The 8,356-nt window shown below is 71.9% G+C and carries 7 protein-coding genes; 1 reads left to right on the top strand and 6 read right to left on the bottom strand.

All coding sequences use genetic code 11. The features are described 5' to 3' along the window. Window positions 1-36 precede the first annotated feature (36 nt). From CCN29_RS02000 to CCN29_RS01975, 6 genes are all read right to left on the bottom strand, one after another. Window positions 37-963 carry an SCO1860 family LAETG-anchored protein gene (locus CCN29_RS02000; RefSeq protein WP_086679775.1) on the bottom strand — a complete coding sequence of 309 codons (927 nt, stop codon included), beginning with the start codon at window positions 961-963 and terminating at the stop codon, window positions 37-39. 178 nt (window positions 964-1,141) lie between these two features. After that, entirely contained in the window at window positions 1,142-2,233 is a 1,092-nt protein-coding gene (locus tag CCN29_RS01995; protein WP_031062286.1) for an amidohydrolase family protein, read from the bottom strand. Between the two features lie 21 nt (window positions 2,234-2,254). After that, window positions 2,255-3,052, bottom strand: a complete 798-nt coding sequence (locus CCN29_RS01990; RefSeq protein ID WP_086679773.1) for an amino acid ABC transporter ATP-binding protein — start codon at window positions 3,050-3,052, stop codon at window positions 2,255-2,257. Continuing rightward, a complete protein-coding gene (locus CCN29_RS01985; RefSeq protein WP_006132698.1) occupies window positions 3,049-3,885 on the bottom strand; it encodes an amino acid ABC transporter permease in 837 nt (278 codons plus the stop codon). Before CCN29_RS01985 ends, CCN29_RS01990 begins: the two co-directional genes overlap by 4 nt. A gap of 4 nt (window positions 3,886-3,889) precedes the next feature. Continuing rightward, window positions 3,890-4,732 carry a transporter substrate-binding domain-containing protein gene (locus CCN29_RS01980; RefSeq protein WP_086679771.1) on the bottom strand — a complete coding sequence of 281 codons (843 nt, stop codon included), beginning with the start codon at window positions 4,730-4,732 and terminating at the stop codon, window positions 3,890-3,892. Window positions 4,733-4,909: 177 nt separating this feature from the next. After that, window positions 4,910-7,372, bottom strand: coding sequence for a phospholipase D-like domain-containing protein (locus CCN29_RS01975; protein WP_442538209.1), 2,463 nt, complete (start codon window positions 7,370-7,372; stop codon window positions 4,910-4,912). Window positions 7,373-7,545: 173 nt separating this feature from the next. On the opposite strand from CCN29_RS01975, the gene CCN29_RS01970 reads away from it, so the two are divergent. Then, on the top strand, window positions 7,546-8,356 hold an 811-nt coding region (locus tag CCN29_RS01970), incomplete at its 3' end, for a pyridoxal-phosphate-dependent aminotransferase family protein (protein ID WP_086679769.1).

Genomic DNA, 8,356 nt, shown 5'->3' with positions numbered 1-8,356 from the left:
CCCGCGCCCCTGACGGGGCGCCCCGGCACCCGTGCCTCAGTTGCGGCGCCCCCGCCGTGACACCAGCACCGCTCCCCCGCCCGCCGCGAGCAGCGCCACCGCGCCCGCCGCCACGTACGGCGTCGCCGAATCCCCGCCCGTTTCCGCGAGGTTCGTCTCCGCTCGGGCGCCCTGGGGCTCGACGGCCGCGTCCTCGTCGGCGGGGGTTTCGGGGGCAGCCGCCTCCGACTCCTCCTCCGCCGCCGCAGGCGTCTCGCAGCGGGACTCCGCCAAGGTGAGCCGCCCCTCCACCTCGGCCACATTCAGGTTCGCCGGGTTCACCGACACCTCCAGCCTCAGCGCGGTGGCCGCGGCCGTCGCCGACGTCGTCTCCGTCTGTGACAGGTCGAGCCGGACCGCACCCACCCCCGGCACCTCGACGTGGGTCGGGCCGCCGGCGCTCAGCGCGACCCGCTTGCCGAGGACGGTGACGGCGGCGGGCAGGGTGACCGAGGCGTGCGGGCTCTTCCCGGCCTCGCAGACCGCCTTGGAGCTGAGCGCCTCCAGTTCGACGAGCGACAGCAGCGGCAGCCCGGGGACGTGCAGGCGGGCGTCCGCGAGGGTGGTGGACGCCTCCGCCGTGTCCCCCTCGACGGTCGCGACCGCGTCGGCCGTCCCGGCGCTCAGCACACTGAACGGCTTGCCGTGGTCGACCCCGTCGAGGGTGGCGGTGAGGGCCGTCTTCCGCGCGCTGCGCGGGGCCTCGACCTCGTTGAGGGAGACGGTGAGCGGGACCTGCACCGACTTGTTGAGCAGGGACACGTCGAGGTCGGTGCGGAGCACGGAGGCGCTCGCGTGGCCGTGGCCCTCCGTGGCGTGCGCGGGTCCCGCGCCGGCGAGGGCGACGGGTCCGGCGGTGAGCGCGCAGGCCGCGGCGACCGCGGACCAACGGCGGGCATGCGTGGGCACGTTGATGGTGTTCAAGGCGGTGGGACCCCCATGGGACTGTGCTGGGACCCGGAAAGAATGTCCGGGCCCGCCCCGCCGCGTCAGCGTTCCGGCGACTCTTCACCCCTTCGGGGAAGACCGGAGCACCTTTTCGATTCCCTGGGTACGGCTGTTCCCCGCCGTCACCCTCCGGGGCCCCACCGGTGGGCGCGTCCTACGCGACGACGCGCCCGTTGAGCACCACCCGGCGCGGAGCGGTGAGCACCCCGAGGTCCGCGCGCGGGTCGGCGTCGTAGACCACCAGGTCGGCCGGGGCGCCCTCGTCCAGGCCGGGGCGGCCGAGCCAGGCCCTGGCCTTCCAGGTGCCGGCGGCGAGGGCCTCGGCGGGCGGGATACCGGCCTTGGCCAGTTCCGCCACCTCCTCGGCGGCGAGCCCGTGCGGGAGGGTGCCGCCGGCGTCGGTGCCGACGAAGACGGGGATGCCGGCGTCGTACGCGGAGCGCACGGTGTCGTAGCGGCGTTCGTGGAGCCGGCGCATATGGGCGGACCAACGGGGGAACTTGGTCTCGCCGCCGTCGGCGAGCGCGGGGAACGTGGCGATGTTGACCAGGGTGGGGACGATGGCCACGCCCCGCTCGGCGAACAGCGGGATGGTGTCGTCGGTGAGGCCCGTGGCGTGCTCCACGCAGTCGATGCCGGCCTCGACCAGGTCCCGCAGGGAGTCCTCGGCGAAGCAGTGGGCGGTGACGCGGGCGCCCAGCCGGTGCGCCTCCGCGATCGCCGCCTCGACCGCGCCGCGCGGCCAGCAGGCAGACAGGTCGCCCAGGTCGCGGTCGATCCAGTCGCCGACCAGCTTCACCCAGCCGTCGCCGCGCCGGGCCTCCTGGGCGACGTACGCGACGAGGTCGTCGGGCTCGACCTCCCAGGCGTAGTTCCGGATGTAGCGCCGGGTGCGGGCGATGTGCCGGCCGGCCCGGACGATCTTCGGGAGGTCGTCGCGGTCGTCGATCCACCGGGTGTCGGAGGGCGAGCCGGCGTCCCGCAGCAGCAGCGCGCCGGCGTCCCGGTCGGTGAGCGCCTGCTTCTCCGCGACGTCCTCGGGGACGGCGCCGTGCCGGTCGAGGCCCACGTGGCAGTGGGCGTCGACGAGCCCGGGCAGCACCCAGCCGTCGACGGTCCGGACGTCGCGGGCGCCGGCCGGGCGGTCGTAGGAGATGCGCCCGCCGACCACCCACAGCTCGTCGCGGACCTCGTCCGGGCCGACGAGGATCCGCCCCTTCACGTGCAGCACCGCGCGTTCGCTCATGCACCGCACCCTAATGACCCGCTACGCGGACCCGCCCACCTGGTCCGAGGTCTCCTCCTCGACCTCCGCCATGGCGGGGTCGAGCAGGCGGGAGAGGAAGTGGCGGGTGCGTTCGTGCTGCGGGGCGCCGATGACGCGGTCGGGGGCGCCGTCCTCGACGATCACTCCGCCGTCCATGAAGACGACCCGGTCGGCGACCTCGCGGGCGAAGGTCATCTCGTGCGTGACGACCATCATCGTCATGCCCTCGTCGGCGAGCATCCGCATCACCGCGAGGACGTCGCCGACCAGTTCCGGGTCGAGCGCCGAGGTCGGCTCGTCGAACAGCATCACCTCGGGGCCCATCGCGAGCGCCCGGGCGATGGCGACGCGCTGCTGCTGGCCGCCGGAGAGGGAGGAGGGGTAGGCGTCCGCCTTCTCGGCGAGGCCGACCCGCTCCAGGTTCTGCGCGGCGACCTTCGCGGCCTCCGCCTTGCCGCGCCGGAGCACACGGCGCTGCGGCAGCGTGAGGTTCTCGGTGACGGTGAGGTGCGGGAAGAGGTTGAACTGCTGGAACACCATGCCGATGCGGCGGCGTGCGGCGTCGATGTCGACGTCCGGGTCGGTCAGCTCGATGCCGCCGACGAAGACCTGGCCCTGGCTGGGCTCCTCCAGGAGGTTCACGCAGCGCAGCAGGGTGGACTTGCCGGACCCGGACGGGCCGATGACGCAGACGACGTCGCCCTGGCCGATCTCCAGGTCGATGCCGCGCAGTACGTGGTTGTCGCCGAACGACTTGTGCAGTCCGCTGACGCGGATCTCCGGTCGGCTCGTGCTCATTTCACGGCCTCCTGGGCCTTGGCCTCCATGCGGCGCACGACGAAGCCGAGCGGGATGGTGATCAGCAGGTAGCACAGGCCGGCCACCAGGATGGGCGTGGAGTTGGCGGTCTGGCTGGCCAGGTCGCGGCCGAACTTGGACAGCTCGCGCTCCTCCAGGGTGACGCCGAGGAACAGCACCAGCGAGGAGTCCTTGAACAGCAGGACCAGTTCGTTGGTCAGCGGCGGCAGGATGATCCGGAAGGCCTGCGGGATGATGATCGACACCATGGCGCGGGCGGGCGAGAAGCCCAGCGAGCGGGCCGCCTCCATCTGGCCCTTGGGCACGGCCTGGATGCCGGCCCGGATGGTCTCCGCCATGTAGGCGGCGGCCACCAGGCCGAGCGCGAGGGCGACCTTGCCGTAGGTCCCGCCGACGATCTCGGTGCCGGGGAAGGCGAGCGGGACGGCGACGCCGATGAAGATGAAGATCAGCAGGGCGGGCAGGCCGCGGAAGATCTCGATGTAGATGCCGGCCAGCCACCGGTAGGGGCCGACGGACGACAGCCGCATCAGGGCGATCACCATGCCGAGCGCCAGCCCGACGCCGAAGCCGGTCACCGTGTAGAGGACGGTGTTCTTCAGCGCCAGCGTGATGACGTCCGGGAACATCCGCTCGGCGATCTCGACCTGCGCGAACTGGTTCTGCAGCCGTCCCCAGTCGGCCGTGACCCCGAAGGCGATCACGGCCGCGGCGAACACGGCGTACTGGACGCCGCGCGACAGGCTGCGCTTCTGCCGCCGGGTCAGGCCCTTCCGCTTCGGCGGGAGCGGTGTCTTCTCCGTGTCGGTCATGGGGTCAGGACGCGGCCGGCGAGGCGGCGGACTCGTCGTAGGGGCCGATCCACTGCTCGTACAGCTTCTTGTACGTGCCGTCGGCCTTGGCGTCCTTGATCGCCTTGTTGACGGCCTCGCGGAGCTTGTCGTTGCCCTTCTTCACCGTGACGCCGTACTGCTCGCCGGTGTTGACCTGCTCGGCGACCTCGAAGGCGGCGGCGTTGGCCTTGTCCTTCAGCCAGCCCTGGACGACCGGGTAGTCGATGACGACGGCTTCGACCTGGCCGGTGCGCAGGCCGTTGAGGACGGCGTCGGAGGACTCGAAGGAGACCGGGTCCAGGCCCTTGCTCTTGGCGTAGTCCTCGCCGGTGGTCTGCGCCTGGGCGCCGACCTTCCTGCCCTCGAGGTCCGCGAAGGAGGAGATGCCGCTCTTCTTGTCGACCAGGACGGCCTGTGTGGCCTCGAAGTACGGGTCGGAGAAGTCGACGTTCTTCTTGCGCTCCTCGGTGATGGTCATGCCGGCGGCGGCCAGGTCGCACTCGCCGGAGTTGAGGAAGGCGCCGGTCTTGAAGTTCTCGAACGGCGTGTCGAGGATCTCCTGCTTCACGCCCAGGTCCTCGGCGACCAGGTCGATCAGGGCGACGTCGAAGCCCTGCACCTTGCCGTCGATCTCCGACTGGAACGGCGGGTACGGCAGGTGGGTGCAGGTGGTGAGCTGCCCGGCCTTGACGAGCTCGACCCCGCCGACGGTCGTGGATCCGCCGCCCGAGTCGTCGGTGGACGTGCAGGCGGCGAGGAGCACCATCCCGGCCGTCGCGGTGGTGGCAACCAGGACGCGGGTCCTGCGGCCGAGGAGCGTGTTCACGAGGAGCCTCCAGTAAGCGAACGAGAAGTTCCGATTATAAGGAAAGGTTTGAGCACCTCACATCAATCGGAGGAGGAGTACGCCGTTCGGCCTCCGATCTTCCGCCTCACGCCGACGGCCCGGACCGCGCGGGAAGCGGTCCGGGCCGTCGGACGGAAGGGGACGTCAGGGGTGCGCCTACTTGTTGGCGAAGGCGTCCCGCAGCCGCATCTCGTTGAACTTGTTGCCGTCGTAGTCGTCCGCGTACGTCAGGGACAGCCGGCCGTTCGGCGCGAGGGCCACCGCGGGGCCGCCCTGTCCGCCGCCCGAGACGACGTTCATCCGCAGCGCCGGGAGCCGTCCGGTGGTGCTGCCGTCGGCGTTGAAGCCGCGGGCCCACACGTCGTCGAGGCCGTCGACGAACGCCTCCTTCCACGTCACCACGAAGTCACCGGCGTCGGAGACGGCCACGTCCGGGTCGGCCTGGGTGCCGATCGGACGGCCGGACGGCACCTGGGACGTGTCCGGCGTGGTGCGCACCTCGGCGCCCGCGGGGGCGCCGGACGCCGAGAAGATCCGGTGGTACACCCGCTGCGGGCGCTCCACCGTCCCGCTCCCGGTGGTGTAGGCGTCGGCCCACGCGGCCACGATCCGTCCGTCGCCGGCCACCGCGACCGCCGGCCTGGTCTGCCGGCCGTCGGTGAGCGTGTTGGCGACCTTGCGCGCGACCGCGAAGCCGCCCGAGGTGTCCAGCGTGGCCAGGCCGATGTTCAGGCCGCCGTTGCCGTCCGCGTCCTCCTCCCACACGACCGTCGCCCGGCCGGCGTCGTCGAGGGCGACGTCCGGGCGGCGGTTGGAGCCGGCGGCGCCGGAGTTGATCGTGCTGACCCGCACGTCCTGGTACCGCAGGGCGCCGGTACCGGACCAGCTGCCGGCGTACACCTGGTTCAGGGTGGACCCGTCGGCGGTGGACTCCCACGCCACGGCGTAGGAGCCGTCCGGGGCGACGGCGACGGTCGGCCGGAGCTGGTCCCCGTCGCCCGAGGCGTGCGGACGCGGCAGGCTCGTCACGGTTCCGTCCGGGGCGACCTTGCGCACGGCGATGTCACCGTACTTGTTGCCGTCGTCGTCGGCGGTCCACACGACGATCGCGTTGCCGTTCGCGTCGACGCCCACGTCGGGCTTCTGGTGCGACCAGGTGGCGCCGGTGCCGCCGGGGCTGAGCTTCTTCTCGCTCCACAGCGGCACGCCGTCCCTGTACAAGCGGAGGTACACGTCGGTGCCGAGCTCGGTGTCCGAGGAGTCGTGGCGGTCGCCCTCCTCGTAGACCACCGCGGTCCAGGTGGTGGAGCCGGTGCCGCCGGAGGCGACCGCGCTGTAGTGCTGGTCCCCGTCGGCCTTGGTGTTGACCCGCGAGTAGTGCTGGGCGGTGGAGCCGTAGACGGTGGAGTCGATGTCGTACGTGCCCTGGCGCACCGCGTCGAAGTTGTCGACGTACGCCTGGTAGATCACCGGGTCGTCGATCCGCAGCAGCGTCTCGTCGTTGCGCTGGAGGGCGCCCTTGGTCCAGTTGTGCGAGCCGGTGAAGACGTGCCGGACCTGGGTGCCGTCGGCCTTCCGCCACTCGGTGAGCAGATACTTCGAGTGGGTGGTGCCGCGGTTGCAGGTGACGGTCGCGTAGCGGCAGCCGCCGGGGCGGTTGGCGTGGACGGGGATGTCCAGGCCGGTGAGCTCGTTGACGCCCGCGTTGTCGCCGTCGCCGTTGGGGTCGCTCAGGTCCCGGCCGTTGACCTCGACGGCGCAGCCGGCGGCCTTCTTGGCCTCGAGGGCGGTGTAGATCGCGGGGCGTGAGCTGCGCTCGTCGAGCTCGGCGGCGGAGATCCGGATGCGGCCGCCGCGGGCGCAGTCGACGTCGTCGATGAAGGAGGCGACGATGTCGGCGTTGCCGTAGTGCGAGGCGTCGGACGCCGTGTCGCGGGGGAAGAAGAACGCCTCCACCGGGGCGTCCGGATCGCTCGTCGTGTGGTCGTACGTGGTGTGCGCGCTGTCGCCGGCGTGCTTGACCTGGTCCTGGAAGTGCGCGATGTAGCGCGCGGCGAGCTGCGCGTTGTTCGACACGATCAGCGCGTTGTTGAGCTCGCCGGACTGGGAGACGGCGATGTTCTCGGAGCTCTGCCAGACCACGTTCTTCCGCCCGTCGTCGAGGGCGGTGAACACGAAGTACTTGTCGTGGTTGATGGCGTTGACGTCGTCGGGGCCGTTGCCCAGGCAGCTGTTGGTGCACCACGTCCAGGTGGAGCCGTTCTTCAGCTCGGCGGCCGTGAAGGGCGTGCTGATGGACTCGTTGCGCTTCTCGGAGACCATGCGGAAGGTGACCCCGCGGTCCTGCGCCTCGAGCATCTTGGCCTTCAGCTCTTCGAGCCCGAACCAGTACATCCCCATGTAGACGGTGGAGCCCGGCGCCGCATGGTCGACGAGACCGGCGAGGTCGTTGAGGATCGAGTGGTCGAGCGTGGTGCTGCCCGGCTTGGTGTAGTTGAACACCGCCTTGTAGTCGCCGGACGTCACGTCCGCGGCCCGGGCGGTGGTGGGGGCCACCAGGGAGAGGCCCAGCAGGGCGGGTACGGCGAGTATGCCGGCGAGCCGTGGACGTCTTCGCACGCGGGCGCCTCCTTGTGAGGGGTGTGGGAGCAGAGGCGTCACGGTAGTGAGACGGGCGGACAAGATCAACGTGGCGGGTCGGCCATCCTGCGGGGCCGGTCCGAGCGGGCGGTGCGGGACAAGGGGTTAGGCTCGCAGGCGCATACCGCGATCCTGAGCGAAAGAACACCACCGTGACGAACCTCCTCCTGGACCTGCCCCCGCTGAGCGCCGCCCGCTTCGCCTCCATCGAGGACCGGGTGGCACGGCTGCTGGGCACCGGGCAGGACGTGGTGATCACCCAGGGCGAGGCCCTGCTGCCGCTGGAGGGCGCGATCCGCGCGACGGCCGGGCCCGGGACGACCGCGCTGAACGTCATCACCGGCCCCTACGGGCAGACCTTCGGCGACTGGCTGCGGGACTGCGGCGCCACCGTCGTCGACCTGGCCGTACCGTTCCACACGGCGGTGACCGCCGCGCAGGTACGGGACGCCTTCGCCGAGCACCCGGAGATCGACTTCGTGTCGCTGGTGCACGCCGAGGCCGCCACCGGCAACACCAATCCCGTCGCCGCGATCGGCGAGGTGGTGCGGGAGCACGGCGCGCTGTTCTACCTGGACGCGGTCGCCTCGGTCGGCGCGGAGCCGGTGCTGCCGGACGCCTGGGGCGTGGACCTGTGCGTCATCGGGGCGCAGAAGGCGATGGGCGGGCCCGCCGGGGTGTCGGCGGTCTCGGTGAGCGAGCGGGCCTGGGCCCGTATGGCGGCGAACCCGAACGCGCCGCGCCGCTCCTACCTCTCCCTCCTCGACTGGAAGGAGCGGTGGATCGACGGCGGCCGCAGGACGCTGCTGCACGCCCCTGCGCAGCTGGAGATGCTCGCGCTGGAGGCGTGCGTGGAGCGGATCGAGGCGGAGGGGCTGGAGACGGTGATGCGGCGGCACGCTTCGGCGGCCGCGGCGACCCGGGCGGGGGCGGTGGCGCTCGGGGGCGGAGTCACGCCGTACG

It is taken from the genome of Streptomyces pseudogriseolus, from assembly GCA_002154585.1.
GTDB lineage: Bacteria > Actinomycetota > Actinomycetes > Streptomycetales > Streptomycetaceae > Streptomyces > Streptomyces pseudogriseolus.
The sequence above is the reverse complement of the archived record's forward strand: the minus strand, read 5'-3'. Positions and strand labels throughout refer to the sequence as shown.

Bases quoted from the DNA above. Each gene is read 5' to 3' on its own strand.
- CCN29_RS01995 (WP_031062286.1), bottom strand. From the start codon at position 2,233: ATGAGCGAACGCGCGGTGCTGCACGTGAAGGGGCGGATCCTCGTCGGC.
- CCN29_RS01990 (WP_086679773.1), bottom strand. From the start codon at position 3,052: ATGAGCACGAGCCGACCGGAGATCCGCGTCAGCGGACTGCACAAGTCG.
- CCN29_RS01985 (WP_006132698.1), bottom strand. From the start codon at position 3,885: ATGACCGACACGGAGAAGACACCGCTCCCGCCGAAGCGGAAGGGCCTG.